This window comes from Variovorax sp. 05T418 (assembly GCF_056396385.1).
Window position 1 is genome coordinate 530131 of the sequence record NZ_JBFTLJ010000002.1, and the last position, 22552, is coordinate 552682.

Below are 22552 nucleotides of genomic sequence, written 5' to 3' on the forward strand. Positions count from 1 at the left end.
CATGAAGAAGAAGAGTGTGGTTCCCGCGCGCACCGTCGCCGCCGCCGTGCTGGCGCTGTGCGCCGCCGCGCTGGCGCCCAAGGCGATGGCCGACGACTTCCTGGATGCCGCGAAGAAGAAGGTCGAGATCGCCACGATGACCAAGGAAAAATGGGATGGCCCCACCACCGGCCCCAAGGCCGCCGCGGGCAAGACCATCGTCTTCGTCGCGGGCGACATGAAGAACGGCGGCATCGTGGGCGTGAGCAAGGGCGTGGAGGAAGCGGCGCGCGCCATCGGCTGGACGGTGCGCGTCATCGACGGCCAGGGCACGGTCAGCGGGCGCACCGCGGCACTCAACCAGGCGCTGGCCGTGAAGCCCGCGGGCATCGTGGTCGGCGGCTTCGACACCACCGAGCAGAAGGCGGCATTCTCGGGCGCGGCCAAGTCGGGCATTCCGCTGGTCGGCTGGCATTCGGGCGAGCAGCCGGGTCCGAACGACAAGGCGGGCCTCTTCGCCAACGTGACCACCGTGACCGACGACGTGGCCGACGTCGCCGCCTCGTGGGTGGTGGCCGATTCGGGCGGCAAGGCGGGCGTGGTGATCTTCACCGATTCGCAGTACGCGATTGCGCTCTACAAGGCGCGCGCGATGGAGGCGGTCATCAAGAAGTGCGGCGGCTGCACCGTGCTGAGCTTCGAGGACAGCCCGATCTCCGAAAGCTCGACCCGCATGCCGCAGCTCACCACCTCGCTGCTGCAGCGCTTTGGCGACAAGTGGACGCACTCGCTCGCCATCAACGACCTGTACTTCGACTTCATGGGCCCCTCGCTCACCGCGGCGGGCAAGAAGGGCGACGGATCGCCCAAGGCGGTGTCGGCCGGCGACGGCTCCGAGGCCGCCTACCAGCGCATCCGCACGCAGCGCTACCAGGCCGGCACGGTGCCCGAACCGCTCAACATGCAGGGCTGGCAGATCGTCGACGAGCTCAACCGCGCCTTCGCCAAGGAGAAGTGGTCGGGCTACGTGCCCAAGGTGCATCTGGTGACGGCGGGCAACGTGGGCAAGGACGGCGGGCCGAAGAATGTGTTCGATCCGGACAACGGCTATCGGACGCAGTACAAGGCTGTGTGGGGCAAGTAGGCCGTGCCGCCGCTCGACTGGCTCATGGCACCGTTGAGTGGTGCGACAACCCACGAGATCGCATCCTGGGCCGCCTGGCACGCACGTCTCATGGTGCTGGGATGGGGCCTGTTGCTGCCCCTGGGGGCACTGGTGGCCCGCTTCTGCAAGGTCATGCCGTCGCAGGGATGGCCGCACCGGCTCGACAACCCCTTCTGGTGGCGTGCGCACCGCGTGCTGCAGTGGAGCGGCGTTTTGGCGATGACGGTAGGCGCGCTGCTCGCGTGGCGCGGTGCCCAGGGGGCTGGGGGTAGCGGACTCGCGCGCCTCCATGCGGTGGCGGGTTGGGCGCTGTGCCTGGCCGGGTGGGCGCAGGTGGCCGGTGGTTTTCTGCGCGGCAGCAAGGGCGGCCCGACCGATCACCGGCTTCGCGGCGACCACTACGACATGACGCCATGGCGGCTGGCCTTCGAGCGCATCCACAAAACAGTCGGCTGGCTCGCGGTGGCCGTGGCCGTCGGCGTCATCGCGCTCGGGCTGGTGGTGGCCGATGCGCCGCGCTGGATGCTCCTGGTACTGGGCTTCTGGTGGGTAGCCCTGGGGGTTGCATTCTCGGCACTGCAACGGCGGGGGCGCTGCATCGACACCTACCAGGCGATCTGGGGCCCCGACCCCATGCACCCTGGCAATCGAATACCACCGGTCGGCTGGGGCGTGCGTCGGCCCTTTCATTGAATCGAAATAAAAAAGGGAGTGTGTTCATGGCAGGTCTGGAATTGAGCAACGTCGCCAAGCGGTTCGGCGATGTCACCGTCGTGCAGCAGCTCGACCTTGCGGTGCATGAAGGCGAGTTCGTCGTGCTGCTGGGCGAGTCGGGCTGCGGCAAGAGCACCACGCTGCGCATGGTGGCGGGCCTGGAGAGCGTGAGCGAAGGACAGATTCGTATCGGTGGGCGAGACGTGACCGCACTGCCTCCGATGTCGCGCGACATCGCGATGGTGTTCCAGAACTATGCGCTGTACCCGCACATGGACGTGGCGCAGAACATGAGCTTTGCGCTCAGCCTCGCAGGCCGGCCCGCAGCGGAGATCCGCGCCAAGGTGGCGGTCGCGGCCAAGGTATTGAACATCGAGCACCTGCTCAACCGCCGGCCGAAGGAGCTGTCGGGCGGGCAGCGCCAGCGCGTGGCCATCGGCCGCGCCATCGTGCGCGAGCCCAAGGTGTTCCTGTTCGACGAGCCGCTGTCGAACCTCGATGCCAAGCTGCGCGGCCACATGCGCGCCGAGTTGGCACTGCTGCACGAGCGCCTGGCAAAGACCACCGTGTATGTCACGCACGACCAGGTGGAGGCGATGACGCTGGCCGACCGGATCGTCATCTTCGACAAGGGGCGCATCCAGCAGGTCGGCACGCCGGCGGAGGTTTTCAACCGGCCGGCGACGCTGTTCGTCGCGGCATTCATCGGCATGCCGGGCATGAACCTGCTGCCGGTGCGCTTCGCCGACCGGCCAGCGGGCCACGGCACGTTGTGCGGCGAAGGCTTCGAGCTGCCCGCGCCCGCCTGGCTGCGTGAAAGAGTGAGCTCGGCGGACCAGGCGCTCACGCTCGGCATCCGACCGCAGGCCCTGCACGTGGCCAACGGCTACGCACCTCTGAACGTCAAGGTCGACATCGTCGAGTACCTCGGCACCGAGAGCCAGGTCGTCGGTCACCTGGCGTCGCCGGGTGGCGCGCGCATTACAGCCACGGTGCAGGGCGATGCGCATGGACTGCTGCACGGTCCGCTGGGGCTGAACGCCCACGTTGAAGACATGCACCTGTTCGACACGGCCAGCGGCCAATCGCTGCGACCCTGACGGTTTTCGCTTTTTTCCCAAGGAGAGGTTCCATGCAACGCAGAGACATCATCAAGCGCACCGCGATCACCGTGTTCGGCGCCGGCCTGCCATTCAGTGGCGCGCTCGCGCAGAACCGCTACGCCAAGTACGCGGGCCAGACAGTCACCCTCAACGTGCCTTCGCATCCGCACTACGACGCAATGGCGAAGATACTGCCGGAGTTCACGCGCGAGACCGGCATCAAGGTCGAGATCGACAAGCTCGCGATGGCACGCCTCAAGGACAAGCAACTGCTCGAAATGGCCAAGCCCCAGGGCGACTACGACCTGGTGAGCTACGTCGTCATGTGGAAGGGCGAGTACGCAGCCAAGAACCTGGTACGCCCGCTGGAGCCTTACCTGTCGGACGCGGCGCTCGCCGATCCGGCCTACGACATCAAGGACATCATTCCGATCTACCTGGAGAACCTCGGCCTCGTCGGCGGCCCCAAGGGCTATCTGCCCGGCGCAGGCGCCAAGCTCTATGGCCTGCCGTACGGCGCCGAGACCTCGGTGCTGGCCTACCGCCGCGACATCTTCGCCAAGCACAACCTGCAGCCGCCCGAGAACTACGAGCAGTTCGGCAAGCTGCTGCGCCTGATCAAGGACAAGGAAGGCATGGGCGCGCTGGCCTCGCGCGGACAGGCCGGCCACCAGTGCGTGCATGCCTGGCTGCTGCACCTGAACCCGATGGGCGGCGCGATCTTCGACGCCAGATGGGAGCCGCGCTTCAACGATTCGGTAGGCGTGGCCGCGCTGAAGTTCCTGCAGGAAGTGGTCGCCACCGGCCCGGCGGGCATCGCGGGCTATGGGCAGGGCGAGAGCAACACGGCCTTCCTGCAGGGACAGGCCTCGATGTACCTCGACTCGACACTGCTGGCCGGCCTGGTCAACGACCCCGCCAAGAGCCGCGTCGCAGGCAAAGTGAGCTGGGCGCTGCATCCTGCGGGGACGCGGCGTTCCTCGCAATCGGGCGGGCTGGGCCTTGCGATTCCGAAGAACGCGAAGAACGCCGATGCCGGTTTCCTGCTGATGCAGTGGCTGACTTCGAAGGCGCAGGACAAGGCGGTCGCGCGCGCGGGCGGCGTGCCGATCCGCAATTCGACGATGGCCGATGCCGACCTGGTGCGCCAGTACCCCGAGTACATCGTCTTTCGCGAAGCGCTGAAGTATTCCAATCCCGACTGGCGCCCGATCATCGCGGCCTGGGACAAGATCAACGTGCAGGCGCTTGGCGTGGGCATTTCCGAAGCACTGATCGGCAAGAAGACAGCCGAGGCCGCGCTCAACGAACTGGTGCCGACGGTGAAGAAGATCATGCGCGAATCCGGCTACACGGTCTGACGCCACGGCACGATCCCCGATGCGCAGACCCGCCTGGCTTCCTGTCTTCTACGTCGGCCCCGCCGTGCTCGTCATGGCGGCCGCTTGCCTCTATCCGGTCGTCTCGGCCATCCAGCTCGGCTTCTTCGACTGGGGCCTGGGCACGCCCTGGTCTGGCGCGCGCTGGGCCGGCCTGGACAACTTCGTCTCGGCCTTCTCCAACCCACGCGTGTGGTCGTCGCTGTGGACCACGCTGATGTTCGCGGCCGTGTGCGTGAGCGCCGAGATGGTGCTGGGCATTGCGCTGGCCCTGGCGCTGGAGCACCCGGTGCGCGGGACAGCCTTGTTTCGCACGCTGTTCATCCTGCCGATGATGATCGCGCCCATTGCCGTGGGGCTCGCGTGGCGCTACATCTTCGATGCGCAGTTCGGCCTGCTCAACGCGTTGCTGGGCATATTCGGCGTGGCGCCCATGGGCTGGCTGGCCGACCCGACGCTGGCCTTCATTGCCATCGTCATTGCCGACGTCTGGCAGTGGACGCCCTTCGTCTTCATCATGATGGTGGCAGCACTGGCGAACGTCGACGGCGCGGTCATCGAGGCCTCGCGCATCGACGGCGCGCGCTGGTGGCAGATGACCTTCAAGGTCAAGCTGCCGATGGTGATGAACGTCATTGCCATCACGCTGGTGATGCGGCTCATCGACGCCTTCCGCGTGCTGGAGGTGATCTACGTGTTGACCTTCGGCGGGCCGGGCGACAGCACCGAGATACTGTCGCTGCACATCTACAAGACCGCGTTTGTGGGACAGCAGCTCGGCGTGGCGGCTGCGGTGTCGGTTCTGCTGCTGGTCGTGGTGGCGGCACTGTCGTGGGGCGCACTACGGTTGTCCAACCCGCTGAAGGAGTCGGCATGAAGCGGCCTTTGCTCCTGGTGGTGGCGCACTACGCGATGCTTGTTGCGCTGGGCCTGCTGTGCGTGGCGCCCATTGCGCTGATCTTCACGACCAGCCTGCGCCAACAGGTGAGTATCTTCGCGGAGCCGCTGAATTTCATCTTCATGCCCACGCTGGAGAACTACCGCGCAGTGCTCACTGAAGACAACCTGGGGCGCTATCTGGGCAACAGTCTGTTCGTCGGCGTGATCGCCACAGCCATTACCCTGGTGCTGGGCTGCATGGCCGCCTATGGGCTGGCGCGCTTTCGCTTTCCGGGCCGTTCGGCAGTGGGCTACACCACTTTGCTGCTGCGTACGGTGCCTCTGGCCGTGCTCGCGATTCCGGTGTTCATGATCTGGAGCCAATGGCAACTGGTGAACAGCCTGTGGGGACTGATCCTGCTGTACGTCGCGGTGAATCTACCGTTCACCATCTGGCTGCTCTATGGCTTCGTACTGCAGGTGCCGGTCGAACTGGAGGAGGCCGCGGCGATCGACGGCTGTGGGCCGGTGCGGGTGTTCACCAAGGTGCTGCTGCCGCTGATGGGGCCGGGTCTCGCGGCGGCGTCCATCTTCACCTTCCGCATCGCGTGGAACGAATTCATCCTCGCGCTGGTGCTGACCGACCGGCAGACACGCACGCTCCCAGTGGCTGCGTCGCTGTTCATCACCGACATGGGCGTGGATTGGGGCAAGGTGATGGCAATGGGCAGCCTGATCGCCATCCCGCCTCTGATCTTCACCTTCGTAGCAGCGCGGCAGATCATCACGGGGATGACCGCGGGGGCGGTAAAAGGCTGAACTTTCACCCAAAGAAGGGGGCGGCCCGCAAAGGCGTGCATGAGGTACGTTGCGACGGCAGCAACGGCTTCTCAACCAGCCTTGAGGAACACGTCATGGTCGGGCGCGAAGTTGGCGTGCAGCGGCAGCATCGCCCCGCCGAGCGCACAGGCCTGCGCCCCCACCCTGCCCCCGTGCAACTGCGGCGGCCACAGGCCCTCCCAGTTGCATTGCGCGAGCGCGGCGCGCGTCTGTTCCAGAAGGGCCTGGAGCAATGCGCGCGACATGGAACCGTCCATCACCACGTCGGCCAGATCGAGCACTGCGGTGCCGCTGACGATGGCGTGCGCCAATGCCAGCGATGCGGAGCCGAGCCATGACTGCGTTGCAGCGGCAAAAGGGGGCTGCAACGCGCGGTCGTCGTAGGCCGCGGCAGGATCGAGCCCTTCGCCTTGCAGGCGCTGCTCCAGCTCCCACAGCGAGGCCTCGGCCATCACCTGCGGCGGCAGCGCGCCATCGGCTCGCACCGACTGCATCGGCAACGAAGCCAACGCGCCCGCGTTGCTGTGCGCGCCCGTGTGCAGGTGCGAGTTGATGACCAGCCCGCCGCCCACGAAGGTGTCGACGAAGATGTAGAGAAAGCTCTTCAAGTCATGGCCGCGCCCGCCCACCAGCTCGGCCACGCAGGCCGCCACGGTGTCGCGCGCAAAGCTCACGGGCACCTCGGTGCGCGCGCGCACCTCGGCCGCCAGGTCCATCTGGTTCCAGAGGTCGGCCTGCGCCTTCGACAGCCCCAGCGTGCGGTGCCAGCCGCCCAGCTGGAACGGCGCGGCCAGCCCCGCGCCCACGTTGCGCACGGCCAGCGGCCCGAGGCCCTCGCGCAGCCGGTGGATGTGCTGCGCGATGGCGGGCAGCAGCTCGTCCGCATCGGGAAAGTCGTAGCTGATCGCATGCCGCTCGCGCACCTTCGCGGTGAAGTCGATCAGCAGCCATTCGGCGCCGCGCCGGCCCACCTTGATGCCGATGGCAAAGGCCCCGTCGGGGTTGAGCGCGAGCGGCACCGAAGGCTGCCCGATGCGGCCGCGCACGCGCCCCTGCTTGACGATGAGCCCGTCTTCCTCGAGTCGCGCGGTGATGAGTCCGATGGTCTGCGCGCTCAGCCCGGTGAGCCGCGCGAGGTCGGCCTTGGGCAGGCTGGTGTGGACGCGCAGCGCCTGCAGCACCGTGCGCTCGTTGAACTGGCGCATGCCGACCTGGTTGGACCCGCGGGGCCGCAGCAGGTCGGGCGAGCGCGCAGGGGCTTCTGCATCAGGCATGCGCCTCCGCGGGCAGCTGGTCGGCGGTCATGGCGCCGGTCATCACGGCCACCGTGTCGCTCATGCTGATGTTCTTGGGATTGAGCACCGCCGCTCGCCTGCCCAGGCGCGCCACGTGGATGCGGTCGGCCACCTCGAACACATGCGGCATGTTGTGGCTGATGAGCACCACCGGCAGGCCGCGGTCGCGCACGCGGCGGATCAGCTCGAGCACCATGTTGCCCTCCTTCACGCCAAGCGCGGCGGTGGGCTCGTCCATGATGACCACGTGCCGCGCGAAGGCCGCGCTGCGCGCCACCGCCACGCACTGGCGCTGGCCGCCCGAGAGCGTTTCCACCGCCTGCGTCATCGACTGGATGCCGACCTTCAGGTCCGCCATGCGGGCCGCGCTTTCGTGCAGCATCTTCTTCTTGTCGAGCATGCGCAGCATGTTGCCCAGGAAGCCCGGGCGGCGCAGCTCGCGGCCGAGAAAGAGGTTCTCGTAGATGGTCATGGCGGGCGCCACGGCCAGGTCCTGGTAGACCGTCTCGATGCCCGCGCGCCGCGCATCGAGCGGGTTGCGGAAGTGCACCGGCGAGCCGTCGAGCAGGATCTCGCCCTCGTCGGGCACGATGGCGCCCGACAGCGCCTTGATCAGCGACGACTTGCCCGCGCCGTTGTCGCCGATCACCGCGAGGATTTCTCCTTCGCGCAGCTCGAAGTCGACACCGTCGAGCGCCGTGACCTGGCCATAGCGCTTCACCAGGCCCCGGGCCTGCATCACGATCTTGGGGTTTGCGACGGCATTCATCAGCGGGCTCCCCGGCGCGACAGCTGGTCTGCCGCCACCGCCAAGATCACGAGCACGCCCGTCACCAGCACCTGGTAGATCGAGGACACGCCCATCAGCGTGAGCCCGTTGCGGAACACGCCCACGATCAGCACGCCGATCAGCGAGCCCAGCACCACGCCGCGGCCGCCGAACAGGCTGGTGCCGCCGAGCACCACCGCCGTGATGGCGTCGAGGTTCTCGGTCTGCCCCGCGTTCGGGTCGCCCACGCCGGTGCGCGCCACCGACAGCAGCGAGGCAATGCCGTAGAGCGCGCCCGCCGCCACGTAAACGCCCAGCAGCACGCGCTGCGTGGGAATGCCCACCAGGCGCGTGGCTTCTGCGTTGTTTCCCACCGCGTAGATATGCCGCCCCGCGGCCGTTTCGCGCAGCACGAACCATGCGAGCGCATAGAGCACCAGCATCAGCACCGCGCCCCAGGCCACCGCGGCGCCGCCGACGGCGAAGGTGGTGCCCAGGCCCGTGAGGCCGGCGGGCAGGTCGGTGACGGTCTGCGAGGACGAATACAGCTGCGTGATCGCGAAGGCGATGTTCAGCGTGCCCAAGGTCACGATGAAGGGCGGCAGCTTGATGCGCGTGACCAAGAGGCCGTTGACCAGCCCGAACAGCGTCGTCACGCCGATGCCGCAAAGAATGGCCACCGGCACCGGCAGCCCGAGCTCGGTCGCGAACTTGCTCATGATGATGCCGCCCAGCGCCATCACCATGCCGCACGACAGGTCGATGCCCGCCGTGAGAATGATCAGCGTCTGGCCGATGGCGATCACGCCGACCACCATCACCTGCTGCAGGATCAGCGAGAGGTTGTCCCCCGTCAGGAAACGGTCGGACTGCGTCGCAAAGAAGATGCATGCGCCAAGCAGAGCCAGCCACGGCCCCAGGGCGCCCCACGGGATGTGGTGCTTCGGAGATTTCGCCATCAAAACGCTCCGATGCTTACTTCTTGCCCCAGCACAGCTCGGCACCGGTCTTGGTGTCCTTGCTGTCGACGCCCGACACGCTCTTGCCGGCGATCAGGGTCACGCCCGTGTCGACGTAGCCCGAGGCCTTCTTGCCCGTCTTGGCAAACTCCACGCCCGCCGCCACGCCCATGGCGGCCATCTTGAGCGGGTATTGCTGCGAGGTGGCGGCAATGATGCCGGCGCTGGTGTCCTTGATGCCCTGGCAGCCGCCGTCCACCGAGACGATCAGCACGCCCTTCTCCTTGCCCGCGCGCTTGAGCGCGTTGTAGGCACCGGCCGCGGCGGGCTCGTTGATGGTGTAGACCAGGTTCACCTCGGGCGCCTTCTGCAGGCAGTTTTCCATTGCGGTCTGCGCCTTGGCCTGGTCGCCGAAGCTGTCGGCCATGCAGACGATCTCGGGCGCCTTCGACAGCTCGTTCGACTTGGCGTCGTTGGCCGGCAGGCCGAAGCCCTTCATGAAGCCGTTGTGCCGCTGCGCGCCCACCGGGTGGCCCGGCAGCAGGTCGAGCGCGACGATCTTGGCGGGCTTGCCGGCCATCGCGGCCTTGGCGTATTCGCCGATCAGCACGCCGGCCGTGTAGTTGTTGGTGGCAAAGAGTGCGTCGGTCGCATCCGGCGGATCGGCCGGGCTGTCGAGCGCGATCACCATCACGCCCTTGTCGCGCGCCTTCTTGATCGCCGGCACGATGGCCTTGGCATCGCTCGGTGTGATCAGGATGGTCTTGGCGCCCGCGGCAATCATGTTTTCCATGGCGGTGATCTGGCCCGCGTTGTCGCCGTCGGCCTTGCCCGAGCCAGAGAGCAGCTTGGCGCCGAGCTTCTTGGCCTCTTCCTGCGCGCCCTCCTTCATCTTGACGAAGAAGGGGTTGGTCTCGGTCTTGGTGACCAGGCCGATGACGGGCTGGTCGGCGGCGAAGGCGGCGGACGATGCAGCCAGGGACATGGCCGCCATGGCCAGGATGGAGCGGGAGCTGAACATGGTTTGTCTCCGTACGTTCGTTGGCGGGCGGCACGCGCCCGCAGGGCTGGATAACCGGCCGCGTGCCCTCTGTGCAAGGGAGCGGCGGCCGGACGCAGGGAGACTATCGATGAGGGGAGCGACTAAATCAAGTGGTTTTAGTTATCGAAAACCCGGGGTTGCGGGGCTCGGCCGCGTCCCCCGTTTCCGGCCCCTTCACCGGCTGTTGTTGAGCAAGGCGCCTTCGAATTCGAGCTGCTCGAAATAGCTGTTCGTGAAGTCGACCTGCTCGCCGCGCAGGTTCCTGGCGTGCACGTCCGTTCCCTTGCATTCCAGCACCTGCACGTTCCGCCAGTCGCTGCCGTCGAAGTTCATGCCGTTCCATGTGCACTGGACAAAGCGGCAGCCGCGAAGCGAGCTCTGGCTGAATTGCGCATGGTCGAAGGCGCAGCGCGTGAACACGCAATCCACCATGGCAATGTGCTCGAAATTGCAGCGCGTGAAGCTGCAGCCGTCGAACTGGCAGGCGGTCCAGCCGGCGTGCCGGAAGACCGTGTCCGTGAAGCTGCTGCCCGCGAAGGACGACGAGTCGAATTGCGCCGTCTCCAGGTCGAGCCCCGCATAGGCATTGGCATCGCTTTGGCCGGCCAGCCCCGCGGGCGCGCCGCCGAGGCCTTTGCGCCATTTGTCGTGGTCGAGGATGATTTGTTGGGCGCTCATGGTTTTTTATTTGCCCGGATTCTTGTATTGAGCGGCGATCCTGCAATTTGCGCAAACGCGCGCCGACGGCTTGCGCCTCGCGCTTCAACAGCCCGCAGATCAGGAAATAAGATTTTTGTTTTCAATTTGAGCTTCATGCTCGCCTCCTTGTGTGCAATTATTTTAAGTATCGATTTATGGCGAGCGGCAATACGAAGACCCATCCAATTGCCGGCAAAGTCGACACCGCCTGCGCACCTCGGAGACGCGGATGAGACATCGTTCGGGATATCCCGAATGCCTATAAATTCTTACATTTCTCTGTATTCATTTACGATCTGACAGTCGAGGGGCATGTCTTCCGATGGGTGGCGACATCAATCAAAAAATGGAATAAATGTAATGAAATGGTTTTATTTTTCCGCTGCGGCCGCTTTGGTCGGGGCGTTGGGGGGATGTGGAGGAGGTGGTGGTGGCGGTGGTGGGGGCGGCGGATTGCCGTTTCCGATCCTGCCCGCGGCCACCTTGAGCGTGACGGTTCAGGTCAATGGCAGTTCCGCAACGGCCAATGGGGACGGCAAGTACTCCATCAAGCCGGGTGACGTGGTCACGGTAACCCCGAACCTTGGCTCGGACTGGAACAGCAGTTCCGACCCTGCCGGTTCCGTGAGCCTGCGCAATGCGGATATTTCCAGCACCAAGTGGTCTGCGCAGATCGCGAACAACACCAATGCGGCCAGCATGTTTACCGTCAGCGCGAAGGCGACGGCCAATGCAGCCCTGACCAAGGACACGGTCTTCAATGTTGCCGCAGGCGACGCCCGGAACCTGTCTTACAAGGTGTACGCGACGAACGGCAGCCAGCAGACGCTCGCGCTCAATTTCGACACGATGTCGTACGTGATGACCGACGAGACCGGCCTCGCCGTGTCGGACTCGTTCAGTGCCGACGCTGCGCAACCCGGAACCTATGTCTTCAAGAGTTCGCGCAATACCGCGGCGACGAACAACAGCCGTTTCCGGCTGATCACCGACGCCGTGGTGGGCTCGTTCCCGTTCCAGGTTGCACAGGTCCCGGGCAGCTACGCTGTCCAGCCGTTCATCGGGTCCCGCGCCATCGTGACGACCCAGAGTGCGCTCGACGGGATCTACATCCGCTTCGGCATCAATATGCGGCCGGGCGTGATCGACTCGCAGATCCGCCAGGTTCAAGTGACGGGAGGCGGTACATCGCTGCTCATGTGCAATGAGGTTGGCATCACCTCCATTGCCGCCTGCCCACCTGCCTCGATCGCAACCTACGCCATTTCGGCGGGTTCGTCCGCCGGGTCGTGGAGCACCGTGAACGTGGCCAACGCGAGCGACAAGGGTGCTCTGGCGGTCATCATGGTGGACGGAAAGAAGGTCTACGTCGCGGCGGGCATCAACTCCGTTGCGCCGAACGACTCCATCTTCCGCATCGGCCTTGTCGATTCGTCGACGTGGCTCAACACCACGGCGCGCGGTGGAGACAACAACGGCACCTGGGGCACCTTCGGCTTCGACGCGACGACATATACCGCAGCGCTGACCAAGCCTGATGGCACCGTCTCCAACGTCAGCTATGGCCTCACTGCGGCGAGCGCCTCGATTCCCGCCCTGAAGCTCATCAACAGCAGCGGCACCGACCGCTATTTCGCGATGCAGGACGGCACGCTGTCGGTCGTCGTGGGTGCGCGCACCAACCCGGCCACCGGCTACCTCCAGATCGGCCTGGTGCCCTGATCGCACGGCGCCGGCATGGGCCGGCGCCGTTCACATTCGCGTACGCCGCGTTGTGCCGCAGTTGCGGTGCAACGCGGCTTTCTTTTTGCGTGAGTGCTAGGCGGCGCGCGTTGCCGCCCCCTCCAGCCTCACCACCCGCCAGGCACACAGGCTCCCCACCGCCGCCAGCACAGCCGCCAGCGCGAACATGGTCCTGTACCCCAGCTCCTGCGCCACCGCACCACCGAGCAGCACGCCCAGCACACCACCGAACCCGTAGCCGATCACGGTGAAGAGCGCCTGCCCGCGCCCGCGCAGCCGGCCCGGAAAGCGCCGCGACACCACGGCGATACACGTCGTGTGGTGCGCCGCAAAGCTCAGCGCATGCAGCCATTGCGCGACGACGAGCGCTGCGATCGAGCCGCCCAGCCCGGCCGTGAGGCCCAGCCGCGCCACGGCGGCAATGCCGCACACCAGCATCCAGCGCGGCATCGGCAAGAGGCCGATGAGCCGTCCCTGCAGGAAGAACCAGACGATCTCGGCCACCACCGACAGCGCCCACAGCAGGCCGATGACGCTCTTGCCGTAGCCGAGCGAGTCGAGGTACAGCGAGAAGAAGGCATAGACCGAGAAGTGCGACATCACCTGGAAGAACAGCGATGCGAAGAACCACCGCACCGCAGGAATGCGCAGCACCGGGCCGATCGGCTCCCTGGCCGCGTCGTGCGCCGCCACCGGCTCGCGGATGTCGGGCAGCTTCATGGTCGCGATCAGCACGATGGCCAGCGTGCCCGCGGCCCAGGCCGGAAAGTGCTTCATGCCGAAGCGCTCGAACCACTCGCCCGCAAAGAACACGGTCACCAGGAAGCCGGCCGAGCCGCAGAGCCGGATGCGCCCGTAGCGCCCCCAGTCGCCCGCCACCAGCTGCGCCATGGCGGCTTCGGTGAGCGACATCATCGAGCTGGTGTGGGTGAACATCACCAGCAGCACCAGCGCCAGCCACCAGGCGCCGCCATGCCACCAGAGCCCGAAGGAGCTGGCGAGCGCCACCGCGGCGCTGAAGCGCAGCAGCTTCACGCGCTGCCCCGTGTGGTCGCTGAGCGCGCCCCAGGCATAGGGCGCGAACACGCGCGTGATCGACTGCACCGAGGCCAGCAGGCTGATCGTGAAGATCGGCAGCCCCAGGTCCTTGAGCCACAGCGGCAGGTACGGGTTGAAGAAACCGATGTGCGCGAAATAGCTGGCCGACAGACCAGCGAACGCCAGCAGGTGGCCGCGCCCGGCGGCCACAGGCGGCGCGGTAGACACTAGAGAAAGGACGCCTGCGGCGAGGCGGATTCCGGCTTCTCGGCTTGCGTTTGCACATCGCCGCACTGCGCGCGGTTGCGCAGCACGTGCTCCATGACCACGAGCGCAAGCATGGCCTCGGCGATGGGCGTCGCGCGGATGCCGACGCACGGATCGTGGCGGCCCTTGGTGACCACCTCGACGGGGTTGTTGTGGATGTCGATGGACTGGCGCGGGCTGATGATCGAGCTGGTGGGCTTGATCGCGATGCTCACTTCGAGGTCTTGCCCCGAGCTGATGCCGCCCAGGATGCCACCCGCGTTGTTGGTGACGAAGCCCGTGGGCGTGATCGAATCGCCGTGCGTGGTGCCGCGCTGCGTGATGCTCTCGAAGCCGGCGCCGATCTCCACCGCCTTCACGGCGTTGATGCCCATCATCGCGTAGGCGATCTCGGCGTCGAGCTTGTCGAACAGTGGCTCGCCGAGGCCGATGGGCACATTGCTGGCCGTGACGCGGATGCGCGCGCCGCAGGAGTCGCCGGCCTTGCGCAGGCGGTCCATGTAGGCCTCGAGCTCGCTCACGTCAGCCATCGGCGCGAAGAAGGGGTTGGCGGGCACGTGGTCCCAGCTCTCGAACGGAATGGCGATCTCGCCGATCTGTGTCATGCAGCCGCGAAACACCATGCCGTATTTTTCGGCCAGCCACTTCTTGGCGACCGCGCCCGCCGCCACCATGGGCGCCGTGAGCCGCGCCGAAGAGCGCCCGCCGCCGCGCGGATCGCGGATGCCGTATTTCTTCCAGTAGGTGAAGTCGGCGTGGCCGGGGCGGAACTGCTGGGCGATCTGGCCGTAGTCCTTGCTGCGCTGGTCGGTGTTCTGGATCAGCAGCGCAATCGGGGTGCCGGTGGTCTTGCCTTCGTAGACGCCGGAAAGGATCTGCACCGCGTCGGGCTCGTTGCGCTGGGTGACGTGGCGGCTGGTGCCGGGGCGGCGGCGGTCGAGGTCGCCCTGGATGTCGGCCTCGCTCAGTTCCATGCCCGGCGGGCAGCCGTCGATGACGCAGCCGATGGCCGGGCCGTGCGACTCGCCGAAATTGGTGACCGCGAAGAGAGTTCCGAAGGTGTTGCCGCTCATGGTGGGGATTATCCCTACAAAGCGGCGGCCACTCAGTCCGTCGTGTTTTCCACGCGCCTGGTGAGCGTGCCCAGCTGCAGTTCGATGGCAAAGAGCCGTTCGTTCAGCACGGCAGTCTGCAGCCGTATGGCCTCGACGATGGCCTTGGTCTGCGGGTCCGAGGTGTTGTCGGCCAGTTCCGCCAGGTCGTGCAGCTTCTTGCGAAGTTCGTTGCTCATGGGAGGCTCCGTTCGTCGTCTCGTCGTGGAGGCCCCAGTATGGGTCTTCGCCCGCGCGCCGGCAATGCGTGAAAGCCGCTCAGGCGCCCTGATGCTGCCCTGCCAACCACTTCCCGAGCTTGCCCATGGCGCCGGTCCAGCCATGGCTGTGCCCGTCGCGCGCGGCCTCGTCGAAGAACTGCTCGTGCAGCAGGACCAGTTCGCAGCCATTGCCGTCGGGCTCGATGCGCACCGTGACGCGCGACTCGCGCTCCGGCGTGCTGCGCCAGGCCCAGCTGAAGACCAGCTTGCGGTTGGGCACGAGCTCCAGGTAGGTGCCGCTCACGTCGTGCGTCTCGCCGTCGGCCGCGCGCATGGCCACCCGAAAGCGGCCGCCCACGCGCAGGTCGACTTCGGCCAGCGGCACGGAAACGATTTCTTCAGGGCCGAACCAGGCCTTCAGCGCTTGCGGGTCGGTCCACGCGCGCCAGACTTTTTCGGGGGCAACGGGGTAGTGCCTGCGGAGGGTGAGCGAGGGTCGCTCGGTGGCGGGGGCGGCAGCTTTTGCCATTCGGTCTCCTCTTGGTGGTAGAGAAAGCGCGCCAGTGCATCGAGGCGCCCGGTCCAGAATTTCTCATAGCGCGACAACCACACGGCAGCCTCCTGCATGGGGCGCGGCGAGAGCTCGCAGCGCACGATGCGGCCCTCTTTCGTGCGCGAGATGAGCCCGGCGTCCTCCAGCACCCGCAGGTGCTTCATGAAGCCGGTCAGCGACATGCCATGCGGCTCGGCCAGCTCGGTCACGCTGAGGCTGCGCTCGCCCAGCGTTTCCAGCACCGTGCGGCGCGTGGGGTCGGAGAGCGCGGCAAAGACGGCGTCGAGCGTGGCATTGTCTGAGTGAACCATGTGGTTGAGTATCCTGGCACGCCGCGGAGGCGTCAAGCAATGCCCGCATCAGCCCTTCGCGGCCGGTGTCTTTGGGAACGCTTTATGCGTGCCGCACCATCACCACCACTGCCGCGAAGGAGCGCCCCATGCTGGACCGAACCGCCACCCAGTTCTCCCACGTCAAGCCCGGCGACACCGCGTACGTCTCGGGCGGCCTGCGCGATTTCTTTCTCTACCGCGACCTCGGCATTGCCGAGGCCACCAACGGCAAGGTCATCGCGCACCTCGTCAAGGCCAACATGGCACCGGAAATGGGCACCGGCTGGCACCGCCACGAGGCCGACTTCCAGATCGTGATCATGCTCAAGGGCTGGGCCCGCTTCATGTACGAGGACAAGGAAACGCGGGTCGAGGCCGGCGACGTGGTGCACCAGCGGCCGGGCATCCGGCACTTCCTGTTCGACTACTCGCCCGACATGGAATACCTGGAGATCGTCTCGCCGGCCGACTTCAAGAGCATCGACGTCGACCCGGTGTGCGAGATTCCGCCGCCGACGCCGTGGGTCTAGGGGGCGCTCATCTGGGAAAGGGGCGGTGCAGTGCGCAGTCCGGGTTGAGCCGCACGCCGAAGCCCGGCGCGTCGAGCGCGGAGGCCTTCATGCGGCCATTGACCGGCACCGGCTCGTCCAGAAGCTGGGGGTTGAACATCGGCACCACCTCGTCGGCCTTCGGCGCCATCATCAGGAACTCGGCGAACGGGCTGTTGTGGCGCGTGATGACGAAGTGGTAGCTGTAGACCGACGAGCCGTGCGGCACCACCAGCTTGCCGTGCGCATCGGCCAGGTTCGAGATCTTGATCAGCTCGGTGATGCCGCCGCACCAGCCCACGTCGGGCTGCAGGATGTCGCAGCACTCCATCTCGAGCAGCAGCCGGAAGCCCCAGCGCGTGGCTTCGTGCTCCCCGGTGCTCACCAGCAGGCCGCGCGGCACATTGCGGCGCAGCTCGGCGTAGCCCCAGTAGTCGTCGGGCGACAGCGCTTCCTCGATCCACTTGAGGCCGAACTCGTTGCGCGCGGCTGTCGCCAGGCGCGTGGCGTATTCCACGTCCAGGCTCATCCAGCAGTCCAGCATGAGCCAGAAGTCGGAGCCCACCTTGGCACGCATGTCGGCCAGCATCTCGAGGTTCTTCTTGAGGCCCTCCTCGCGCTCGGCGGGCCCATGGTGCAGCGGCATCTTGCCGCCGATGAACCCCATCTCCTTCGCCAGGTCCGGCCGGGCGCCGGTGGCGTAGAAAGTCAGTTCGTCGCGCACCGGGCCGCCCAGCAGCGCATGGACCGGTTCCTTGCGGACCTTGGCCAGCAGGTCCCACAGCGCCAGGTCGACCCCCGAGATGGTGTTGAGCACGATGCCCTTGCGCCCGTAGAACAGCGTGGCGTTGTACATCTGGTCCCAGATCTTCTCGATGTCGGTCACCCGGGCGCCCTCGATGAAGCGGGCCAGGTGCTTCTCGACGATCCAGCAGCCGAGATCGCCGCCGGTCGTCACCGAGAAGCCGACGGTGCCGTCGCTGGCCTCGATCTCCACCACCAGCGTGCCCAGCACGTTGAGGCCGAAGCTGCGGCGGCTCTGCCGGTACTCGGGGTACTTGCTCATCGGCGTGGAGATGTGGTCGTCGATCCAGTGGCCATCGGCCTGGTCGTGGTAGTCGGCGCCGCCACCGCGGAGGGTGAAGGCGCGCACGTGCTTGATCGTGGGCATGCTCATGGGGAATCCTTTCGTCGAGCAGAGGGAGAGTGATGAAGGGCGGCGCTACGCGGCAGCCTCTGCTGCGGCGCTGCGCGTCTGGCGCAGTGCCAGGAACAGCATGGCGCCGACCACCGTGGTCGCGGCCAGCAGGTTGAGCCCGGCGCTGGGCGATGCGAAGGCATGCTCGGCCCAGGTCTTGACGTTCGGAGCGACAAAGCCGCCCATCGCGCCGAGCGAATTGATCAGCGCAATCCCGCCCGCCGCCGCCGCGCCGCCGAGGTAGGCGGTGGGGAAGCTCCAGAACACGGGCTGCACCGCAATGAAGCCGGCGGCCGCAAAGCACAGCGCGACCAGTGCCACCAGCGGCGAGGCGGCATTGACCGACACCGCGATGCCGGCCGCCGAAACCGCCAGCACCACCAGCGCGATCAACGCATGCTGGCCGCTGCGCTCGGCCAGGCGCGGCACGAAGTACGCGGCCGCCAATGCGCAGACCCAGGGAATGGCGGTGACAAAGCCCACCAGCAGCCCCACGTTCTTGCCGAGCAGGGCCGCCACCTGGGTCGGCAGGTAGAACACCACGCCATAGACGCTGACCTGGATCAGGAAGTAGATCAGCGAAAGAAACAGCACGCGGCCATTGGTCAGCGCCTTCAGCACCGTGGCGGGGCCGTGCGCGGTCTTCTGCTCTTCTTCGGCGTCGATGGCGCGCTCCAGTGTCTGGCGCTCTTCGGCGGACAGCCAGCGCGCGTCCAGCGGCTTGTTGTCCAGGTACCAGTAGGCCCACACGCCGACCACCGACGCCATCACGCCTTCGACCAGGAACAGCCACTGCCAGCCCTTCAGGCCCCACACGCCGTTCAGTTCGAGCAGCAGGCCGGAGAGCGGGCTGCCGAAGATGAACGCGAGCGGCGCGCCAAAATAGAACATGCCGATCACGCGTGTGCGCGCCTTGGCCGGGAACCACCGCGTCAAAAAGTAGATGACGCCTGGGAAGAAGCCCGCCTCGGCAACGCCGAGCAAAAAGCGCAGGACATAGAAGCTGGTCTCGTTGTGCGCGAACATGAGCGCGGCCGAGACGAGGCCCCAGGTCACCATGATCCGGCACATCCAGACGCGCGCGCCGACGCGATGCATGATCAGGTTGCTCGGCACTTCGAACAGCGCATAGCCGATGAAGAAGACGCCGGCGCCGAAGGCGAACACGGCGTCCGAAAGGCCGGTGTCGAGCTGGAAGGCTTTCTTGGCAAAGCCGACGTTGGCGCGGTCGAGAAAGGCCAGCACGTACATCAGCAGCAAGAAGGGCACCAGGCGGCGGATCGCCTTGGCGATCACCTTGTCGAGCGCGGTGCTCGTGGCGATGGAATTCATAATTGAGGTCTCCGTTATTTGTGTTTGTTGGTTCGCGGCATGCCGGCCGCACGGCTTCAATAGGTGGCGCGGCCTCCCGAGGCGTCGAACACGCTGCCCGTGGTGAACGAGCACTCCTCGCTCGCGAGCCAGCCGATCACCGCCGCGATCTCGTCGACCGTGCCGAAGCGCCCCATCGGGATCTTCGACAACATGAACTCGATGTGCTGGGGCGACATCTGGTCGAAGATCGCGGTCTTCACTGCCGCCGGCGTCACGGCATTGACCGTGATGTTGGCCTTGGCGAGTTCCTTGCCGAGCGACTTGGTCAGCCCGATCACTGCCGCCTTCGATGCGCTGTAGGCCGAGGCGTTGGGATTGCCTTCCTTGCCCGCCACCGAAGCCACGTTGACGATGCGGCCGTAGTTGCCGGCCTGCATGTACGGCAGCACCGCGCGGTTGCAATAGAAGAGCCCGTTCAGGTTAACGTCGACCACCCGCCGCCACTGGTCCACCGGGTACTCCGCCAGCGGCACGTTGGGCCCGGTGATGCCCGCGCAGGCCACGAGCACGTCGATGCCGCCGCCCAGCTGCGCGGCCGAGGCGGCGGCCGCTGCCTCGACCTCCGCCCAGTCGGCCACGTTCACCGGGACTGCGGAAGCCCTGGCACCAAGCGCGGCGCACGCCTGGTCCAGCGCTTGCTGGTTCATGTCCCACAGGCTCACGGAGCCGCCTTCGGCGACGAAGCGCGTGGCAAAGGTCAGGCCGATGCCGGCGGCGCCGCCGGTGACGACGGCGCGGCGGCCGGCGAAGCGGTTGGCGTAGGAAGCGGCAGTCATGCGGCCTCCTTCCATGCGACCACGGTCTGCCTCTGCGTGCCGAGCCTGTCGATGCCCAGGGTCATCACGTCGCCGGCCTTCAGGTACACCGGCTCGGGCTTCATGCCCATGCCAACGCCGGGCGGCGTGCCGGTGGTGACGACGTCGCCCGGCATCAGCGTCATGAACTCGCTCAGGTAGCTCAGGATGGTTGCGCAGTCGAACACCATCGTGCCGGTGCTGCCGGTCTGGCGGCGCTGGCCGTTCACGTCGAGCCACATGCCCAGCTGCTGCGCATCCCCCACTTCGTCGCGCGTCACGAGCCAGGGGCCGATCGGCCCGAAGGTGTCGCAGCCCTTGCCCTTGTCCCAGGTGCCGCCGCGCTCGATCTGGAAGGCGCGCTCGGACACATCGTTGACCAGCACGTAGCCCGCAATGTGCTCGAGCGCGCGCTCCTTGGGTACATAGCTTGCGCGCGTGCCGACCACAAAGCCCAGCTCCACCTCCCAGTCCGTCTTGGCCGACCCGCGCGGAATGGTGACCTCGTCGTTGGGGCCGACGATGCAGGACGTCGCCTTGGTGAACACCGTCGGCTCGGTCGGCAGCGGCAGGTTCGATTCGGCCGCATGGTCCGCGTAGTTCAGGCCGATCGCGATGAACTTGCCGATGTTCGCAACCGGCGCACCCAGCCGCGGCTGGCCCGGCACGGCCGGAAAGCCTTGCGGGTCGAGCGCCGCGAGCTTTGCCAGGCTCGCGGGCGAAAGCACTTCGCCGGTGATGTCGGGCGCAAAGGACGACAGGTCCCGAAGGATCCCGTCGGCGTCGAGCAGGCCCGGTCGCTCCTGGCCCGCGGGGCCATATCGCAGCAGTCTCATGTTGTCTCCTTGGTGTTCGATGGCCTGGACTCTAGAAGCCGCCGCCATTACGATCCAATCGAAAATTTGGCATGAGCATTTCCAAAATGGAATATCGAATCGACAGCCCGAACAGCGCGCCCCGGCTCATCAATCGCCTGCGCCTGAAGCACTGGGCGCTTCTCGCCGCGCTGGCCGAGAGCCCGGTGCTCGCCCAGGCCGCGTCCGCGATCAGCGTGACGCAGCCTTCGGCCACCAAGATGCTGGCGGACATCGAATCGGCCTTCCGGTTTCCATTGTTCGAGCGCCACTCGCGAGGGCTGCGCCCCACGCCGCTCGGAGAAGAAGTCGTCGCCTATGCGCGCCAGTCACAGGCCGGCCTGTCCCGCTTCCTCGAAGGCCTGGAGATCAAGCGCCGCGGCGGCCACGGACAGCTGGTCATCGGCGCGATCATGGGCGCGGCTCCCGACCTCGTTGCACGTGCGATGGCCGAGATCAAGCGCGAGCGCCCGCTTCTCAACGTCCGCATCCTCGGCGAGACCAGCGATCAGGTCGGCGCCCTGCTGGAGCGGCACGAGATCGAATTCGCCGTCGGGCGCTTCTCCTCGCTCAAGCAGCACAACACCTTTGCCTTCGCACCGCTGGCCAACGAGACCATGCAGGTGGTGGTGCGGCGCGGGCACCCTTGCGCACGCCAGCGCGGCCTGACGCTCGAGGCGCTCACGGCCTGGCCCTGGATTCTTCAGCCACTGACCAGCCCGGCGCGGCAACTGATGGAGGATGAATTCACCTCGGTGGGACGGAGCACGCCGGCCAACCTCGTGGAATGCGCGTCGGTCTTCGCCACCTTGCAATTGCTGCAGGCCAGCGACGCGGTGGGTGCCCTGCCGGAATCCGTCGTGCGCGACCACGTGCGCGCGAAGCTGCTGCGCGTGCTGCCCGTGCCCATCGGCAAGGACCTGAAGGGCTTCGGCGTGCTGACGCGCATCGGCGAGCCGCTGTCGGAGACGGCCGCGACCTTCATTGCGCACCTGCGGCGCTTCGCCGATGCCCAAGCACAGGCGCAGGCACAGGCACAGGCCGCCTGAACGCGATCGGCCTCCCATCCCGGAAAGATTCAGTCTTTCTTGAAGCTACAGCAATTCGCAACGAAAATCTGCGGATGCCCACCGCCACCCTTCCCCCGCTCAGCCGCCAGTTCGTCGCCCACTTCGGCGAGATGGGCAGCAAGTGGGGCATCAACCGCACCGTCGGCCAGATCTATGCGCTGATCTTCATTTCCGAGCATGCGCTCAATGCCGACGAGATTGCCGAGCTGCTGGAGTTCTCGCGCTCCAACGTGAGCATGGGCCTGAAGGAACTGCAGGCGTGGCGGCTGGTGCATCTGCGCCACCACCCCGGCGACCGGCGCGAGTATTTCGAGGCGCCGGCGGATGTGTGGGAGATCTTTCGCGTGCTGGCCGAGGAGCGCCGCCGCCGCGAGATCGAGCCGACGCTTTCGATGCTGCGCAGCGCGCTGCTCGAATCCCCCGCGAGCGACGCCGAACGCCACGCACAGGAGCGCATGCGCGAGATGCACGACCTGATCGACCGGCTCATGAAGTGGTTCGACGACGTCCAGCGGCTCGCGCCCGAAACCGCGATGCAGCTGATGGGCATGGGCGCCACCGTGACCAAGGTGCTGAGCCTCAAGGACCGCATCACCGGCAGCACGCCCAAGAAGAAAAAGCCGGCCGCCGGCTGAGCGGCCTTTTG

General features: G+C 66.6%; 25 protein-coding genes. 10 read left to right on the forward strand and 15 right to left on the reverse strand.

Annotated features, from left to right (window positions below; translation table 11 throughout):
- Window position 1 precedes the first annotated feature (1 nt).
- From AC1DMS_RS05815 to AC1DMS_RS05840, 6 genes are read left to right on the forward strand one after another with little or no spacing between them, the layout of a single operon-like run.
- Window positions 2-1123, forward strand: coding sequence for an ABC transporter substrate-binding protein (locus AC1DMS_RS05815; RefSeq protein WP_062366633.1), 1122 nt, complete (start codon window positions 2-4; stop codon window positions 1121-1123).
- Between the two features lie 3 nt (window positions 1124-1126).
- Window positions 1127-1837: a cytochrome b family protein gene (locus tag AC1DMS_RS05820; protein ID WP_278876933.1), complete on the forward strand. Its 711-nt coding sequence runs from the start codon at window positions 1127-1129 to the stop codon at window positions 1835-1837.
- 26 nt (window positions 1838-1863) lie between these two features.
- The gene (locus AC1DMS_RS05825) at window positions 1864-2958 is read left to right on the forward strand and encodes an ABC transporter ATP-binding protein (RefSeq protein ID WP_307592158.1); all 1095 of its coding nucleotides are present in this window, start codon (window positions 1864-1866) and stop codon (window positions 2956-2958) included.
- 32 nt (window positions 2959-2990) lie between these two features.
- On the forward strand, window positions 2991-4322 hold the full coding sequence (locus AC1DMS_RS05830) for an extracellular solute-binding protein (RefSeq protein ID WP_062366631.1): 1332 nt from the start codon (window positions 2991-2993) through the stop codon (window positions 4320-4322).
- Between the two features lie 19 nt (window positions 4323-4341).
- A complete protein-coding gene (locus tag AC1DMS_RS05835) occupies window positions 4342-5217 on the forward strand; it encodes a carbohydrate ABC transporter permease (protein ID WP_012748447.1) in 876 nt (291 codons plus the stop codon).
- A complete protein-coding gene (locus AC1DMS_RS05840; RefSeq protein WP_478180804.1) occupies window positions 5214-6038 on the forward strand; it encodes a carbohydrate ABC transporter permease in 825 nt (274 codons plus the stop codon). Before AC1DMS_RS05835 ends, AC1DMS_RS05840 begins: the two co-directional genes overlap by 4 nt.
- Window positions 6039-6109: 71 nt before the next feature.
- Here the strand turns inward: AC1DMS_RS05840 and AC1DMS_RS05845 are convergent, their stop codons facing one another.
- From AC1DMS_RS05845 to AC1DMS_RS05870, 6 genes are all read right to left on the reverse strand, one after another.
- Window positions 6110-7333, reverse strand: a complete 1224-nt coding sequence (locus AC1DMS_RS05845) for an ROK family transcriptional regulator (RefSeq protein WP_012748449.1) — start codon at window positions 7331-7333, stop codon at window positions 6110-6112.
- A complete protein-coding gene (locus AC1DMS_RS05850) occupies window positions 7326-8123 on the reverse strand; it encodes an ATP-binding cassette domain-containing protein (protein ID WP_012748450.1) in 798 nt (265 codons plus the stop codon). Before AC1DMS_RS05850 ends, AC1DMS_RS05845 begins: the two co-directional genes overlap by 8 nt.
- Entirely contained in the window at window positions 8123-9082 is a 960-nt protein-coding gene (locus AC1DMS_RS05855) for an ABC transporter permease (RefSeq protein WP_012748451.1), read from the reverse strand. The genes AC1DMS_RS05850 and AC1DMS_RS05855 overlap by 1 nt, the downstream gene beginning before the upstream one ends.
- 16 nt (window positions 9083-9098) lie before the next feature.
- Window positions 9099-10103 (reverse strand): sugar ABC transporter substrate-binding protein, encoded by a 1005-nt coding sequence (locus AC1DMS_RS05860; RefSeq protein ID WP_278876922.1) that lies wholly within the window; start codon window positions 10101-10103, stop codon window positions 9099-9101.
- Between the two features lie 195 nt (window positions 10104-10298).
- On the reverse strand, window positions 10299-10802 hold the full coding sequence (locus AC1DMS_RS05865) for a pentapeptide repeat-containing protein (RefSeq protein ID WP_418145604.1): 504 nt from the start codon (window positions 10800-10802) through the stop codon (window positions 10299-10301).
- Window positions 10799-10939, reverse strand: coding sequence for a hypothetical protein (locus tag AC1DMS_RS05870; RefSeq protein ID WP_478081360.1), 141 nt, complete (start codon window positions 10937-10939; stop codon window positions 10799-10801). The genes AC1DMS_RS05865 and AC1DMS_RS05870 overlap by 4 nt, the downstream gene beginning before the upstream one ends.
- Window positions 10940-11183: 244 nt before the next feature.
- Between AC1DMS_RS05870 and AC1DMS_RS05875 the strand changes: the two genes are divergently transcribed.
- Window positions 11184-12545 (forward strand): hypothetical protein, encoded by a 1362-nt coding sequence (locus AC1DMS_RS05875; RefSeq protein WP_478081435.1) that lies wholly within the window; start codon window positions 11184-11186, stop codon window positions 12543-12545.
- Window positions 12546-12641: 96 nt separating this feature from the next.
- On the opposite strand, the gene AC1DMS_RS05880 is transcribed toward AC1DMS_RS05875, so the two are convergent.
- The 5 genes from AC1DMS_RS05880 to AC1DMS_RS05900 form a co-directional block, all read right to left on the reverse strand.
- Window positions 12642-13832: an MFS transporter gene (locus tag AC1DMS_RS05880; protein WP_278876912.1), complete on the reverse strand. Its 1191-nt coding sequence runs from the start codon at window positions 13830-13832 to the stop codon at window positions 12642-12644.
- Window positions 13832-14944: a chorismate synthase gene (gene aroC, locus AC1DMS_RS05885; protein ID WP_412511317.1), complete on the reverse strand. Its 1113-nt coding sequence runs from the start codon at window positions 14942-14944 to the stop codon at window positions 13832-13834. Before aroC ends, AC1DMS_RS05880 begins: the two co-directional genes overlap by 1 nt.
- Before the next feature lie 32 nt (window positions 14945-14976).
- Entirely contained in the window at window positions 14977-15162 is a 186-nt protein-coding gene (locus tag AC1DMS_RS05890; protein WP_478081436.1) for a hypothetical protein, read from the reverse strand.
- A 79-nt stretch (window positions 15163-15241) separates the two neighbouring features.
- Window positions 15242-15712 carry an SRPBCC family protein gene (locus AC1DMS_RS05895; protein WP_062366610.1) on the reverse strand — a complete coding sequence of 157 codons (471 nt, stop codon included), beginning with the start codon at window positions 15710-15712 and terminating at the stop codon, window positions 15242-15244.
- The gene (locus AC1DMS_RS05900; protein WP_478081437.1) at window positions 15601-16047 is read right to left on the reverse strand and encodes an ArsR/SmtB family transcription factor; all 447 of its coding nucleotides are present in this window, start codon (window positions 16045-16047) and stop codon (window positions 15601-15603) included. Before AC1DMS_RS05900 ends, AC1DMS_RS05895 begins: the two co-directional genes overlap by 112 nt.
- A gap of 128 nt (window positions 16048-16175) precedes the next feature.
- On the opposite strand from AC1DMS_RS05900, the gene AC1DMS_RS05905 reads away from it, so the two are divergent.
- Window positions 16176-16598 carry a cupin domain-containing protein gene (locus AC1DMS_RS05905; protein WP_478081438.1) on the forward strand — a complete coding sequence of 141 codons (423 nt, stop codon included), beginning with the start codon at window positions 16176-16178 and terminating at the stop codon, window positions 16596-16598.
- Window positions 16599-16605: 7 nt separating this feature from the next.
- Here AC1DMS_RS05905 and rhmD read toward each other — a convergent pair whose 3' ends face one another.
- From rhmD to AC1DMS_RS05925, 4 genes are read right to left on the reverse strand one after another with little or no spacing between them, the layout of a single operon-like run.
- On the reverse strand, window positions 16606-17793 hold the full coding sequence (gene rhmD / locus AC1DMS_RS05910; RefSeq protein ID WP_018905552.1) for an L-rhamnonate dehydratase: 1188 nt from the start codon (window positions 17791-17793) through the stop codon (window positions 16606-16608).
- A 45-nt stretch (window positions 17794-17838) separates the two neighbouring features.
- Window positions 17839-19146 carry an MFS transporter gene (locus AC1DMS_RS05915; protein ID WP_478081439.1) on the reverse strand — a complete coding sequence of 436 codons (1308 nt, stop codon included), beginning with the start codon at window positions 19144-19146 and terminating at the stop codon, window positions 17839-17841.
- A gap of 56 nt (window positions 19147-19202) precedes the next feature.
- On the reverse strand, window positions 19203-19964 hold the full coding sequence (locus AC1DMS_RS05920; protein WP_062366600.1) for an SDR family NAD(P)-dependent oxidoreductase: 762 nt from the start codon (window positions 19962-19964) through the stop codon (window positions 19203-19205).
- Entirely contained in the window at window positions 19961-20818 is an 858-nt protein-coding gene (locus tag AC1DMS_RS05925; RefSeq protein WP_018905549.1) for a fumarylacetoacetate hydrolase family protein, read from the reverse strand. The genes AC1DMS_RS05920 and AC1DMS_RS05925 overlap by 4 nt, the downstream gene beginning before the upstream one ends.
- Window positions 20819-20904: 86 nt before the next feature.
- Here AC1DMS_RS05925 and AC1DMS_RS05930 point away from each other — a divergent pair, with 86 nt between their 5' ends.
- Both AC1DMS_RS05930 and AC1DMS_RS05935 read left to right on the forward strand, forming a co-directional pair.
- A complete protein-coding gene (locus AC1DMS_RS05930; protein WP_478081444.1) occupies window positions 20905-21885 on the forward strand; it encodes a LysR family transcriptional regulator in 981 nt (326 codons plus the stop codon).
- A 74-nt stretch (window positions 21886-21959) separates the two neighbouring features.
- Window positions 21960-22541 carry a GbsR/MarR family transcriptional regulator gene (locus tag AC1DMS_RS05935; RefSeq protein ID WP_478081441.1) on the forward strand — a complete coding sequence of 194 codons (582 nt, stop codon included), beginning with the start codon at window positions 21960-21962 and terminating at the stop codon, window positions 22539-22541.
- The last annotated feature ends 11 nt before the right edge of the window (window positions 22542-22552 follow it).

Coding starts and splice junctions, on each gene's coding strand:
- AC1DMS_RS05815 (WP_062366633.1), top strand. CDS start 2: ATGAAGAAGAAGAGTGTGGTTCCCGCGCGCACCGTCGCCGCCGCCGTG.
- AC1DMS_RS05825 (WP_307592158.1), top strand. CDS start 1,864: ATGGCAGGTCTGGAATTGAGCAACGTCGCCAAGCGGTTCGGCGATGTC.
- AC1DMS_RS05830 (WP_062366631.1), top strand. CDS start 2,991: ATGCAACGCAGAGACATCATCAAGCGCACCGCGATCACCGTGTTCGGC.
- AC1DMS_RS05835 (WP_012748447.1), top strand. CDS start 4,342: ATGCGCAGACCCGCCTGGCTTCCTGTCTTCTACGTCGGCCCCGCCGTG.
- AC1DMS_RS05840 (WP_478180804.1), top strand. CDS start 5,214: ATGAAGCGGCCTTTGCTCCTGGTGGTGGCGCACTACGCGATGCTTGTT.
- AC1DMS_RS05845 (WP_012748449.1), bottom strand. CDS start 7,333: ATGCCTGATGCAGAAGCCCCTGCGCGCTCGCCCGACCTGCTGCGGCCC.
- AC1DMS_RS05850 (WP_012748450.1), bottom strand. CDS start 8,123: ATGAATGCCGTCGCAAACCCCAAGATCGTGATGCAGGCCCGGGGCCTG.
- AC1DMS_RS05855 (WP_012748451.1), bottom strand. CDS start 9,082: ATGGCGAAATCTCCGAAGCACCACATCCCGTGGGGCGCCCTGGGGCCG.
- AC1DMS_RS05860 (WP_278876922.1), bottom strand. CDS start 10,103: ATGTTCAGCTCCCGCTCCATCCTGGCCATGGCGGCCATGTCCCTGGCT.
- AC1DMS_RS05865 (WP_418145604.1), bottom strand. CDS start 10,802: ATGAGCGCCCAACAAATCATCCTCGACCACGACAAATGGCGCAAAGGC.
- AC1DMS_RS05870 (WP_478081360.1), bottom strand. CDS start 10,939: ATGAAGCTCAAATTGAAAACAAAAATCTTATTTCCTGATCTGCGGGCT.
- AC1DMS_RS05875 (WP_478081435.1), top strand. CDS start 11,184: ATGAAATGGTTTTATTTTTCCGCTGCGGCCGCTTTGGTCGGGGCGTTG.
- aroC (WP_412511317.1), bottom strand. CDS start 14,944: ATGAGCGGCAACACCTTCGGAACTCTCTTCGCGGTCACCAATTTCGGC.
- AC1DMS_RS05890 (WP_478081436.1), bottom strand. CDS start 15,162: ATGAGCAACGAACTTCGCAAGAAGCTGCACGACCTGGCGGAACTGGCC.
- AC1DMS_RS05895 (WP_062366610.1), bottom strand. CDS start 15,712: ATGGCAAAAGCTGCCGCCCCCGCCACCGAGCGACCCTCGCTCACCCTC.
- AC1DMS_RS05900 (WP_478081437.1), bottom strand. CDS start 16,047: ATGGTTCACTCAGACAATGCCACGCTCGACGCCGTCTTTGCCGCGCTC.
- AC1DMS_RS05905 (WP_478081438.1), top strand. CDS start 16,176: ATGCTGGACCGAACCGCCACCCAGTTCTCCCACGTCAAGCCCGGCGAC.
- rhmD (WP_018905552.1), bottom strand. CDS start 17,793: ATGAGCATGCCCACGATCAAGCACGTGCGCGCCTTCACCCTCCGCGGT.
- AC1DMS_RS05915 (WP_478081439.1), bottom strand. CDS start 19,146: ATGAATTCCATCGCCACGAGCACCGCGCTCGACAAGGTGATCGCCAAG.
- AC1DMS_RS05920 (WP_062366600.1), bottom strand. CDS start 19,964: ATGACTGCCGCTTCCTACGCCAACCGCTTCGCCGGCCGCCGCGCCGTC.
- AC1DMS_RS05925 (WP_018905549.1), bottom strand. CDS start 20,818: ATGAGACTGCTGCGATATGGCCCCGCGGGCCAGGAGCGACCGGGCCTG.
- AC1DMS_RS05930 (WP_478081444.1), top strand. CDS start 20,905: ATGGAATATCGAATCGACAGCCCGAACAGCGCGCCCCGGCTCATCAAT.
- AC1DMS_RS05935 (WP_478081441.1), top strand. CDS start 21,960: ATGCCCACCGCCACCCTTCCCCCGCTCAGCCGCCAGTTCGTCGCCCAC.